Origin of the sequence: Aliivibrio finisterrensis (assembly GCF_008933155.1) — a bacterium.
GTDB classification, from domain to species: Bacteria; Pseudomonadota; Gammaproteobacteria; order Enterobacterales; family Vibrionaceae; genus Aliivibrio; species Aliivibrio finisterrensis.
The window spans coordinates 1-391 of sequence record NZ_WBVP01000101.1 but is presented as its reverse complement, the minus strand read 5'-3'; the positions used below and the strand labels follow the sequence as shown (position 1 = coordinate 391).

1 protein-coding gene is annotated in these 391 nt (G+C 48.3%); it reads right to left on the bottom strand.

Features of this window, described 5'->3' with window-relative positions; genetic code table 11:
* Positions 1-391, bottom strand: a 391-nt coding sequence (locus F8B77_RS17735; protein ID WP_208846184.1) for a hypothetical protein, incomplete at both ends; no start/stop codon positions are given.

The window sequence follows — 391 nt, the reverse complement described above, 5'->3', positions numbered from 1 at the left end:
CGCGTAGTTTTGAATCACGTTGACGCTGTCAGTTAGAGTCTGAATCGCAGCCACGGTAGTCAACGATTGACTGTCCACTTGCCCGTTGATGTCACTGAGATTATTGGCATCGACACCAGTAACGCCTACCACAGCATAATCGGTCACGCTTGGCGCGGTTTGGGTATTATCAGCCGCGTAACTTTGAATCACGTTGACGCTATTAGTTAGAGTCTGAATCGCAGCTACGGTAGTCAACGATTGGCCGTCTACCTGACTATTCACTTCACTCAAATTATTGGCATCAATACCCGTGACACCTACCACTACATAATCGGTCGCACTTGGCGCGGTTTGGGTGTTATCAGCTGCGTAGTTTTGAATCACGTTGACGCTGTCAGTTAGAGTCTGA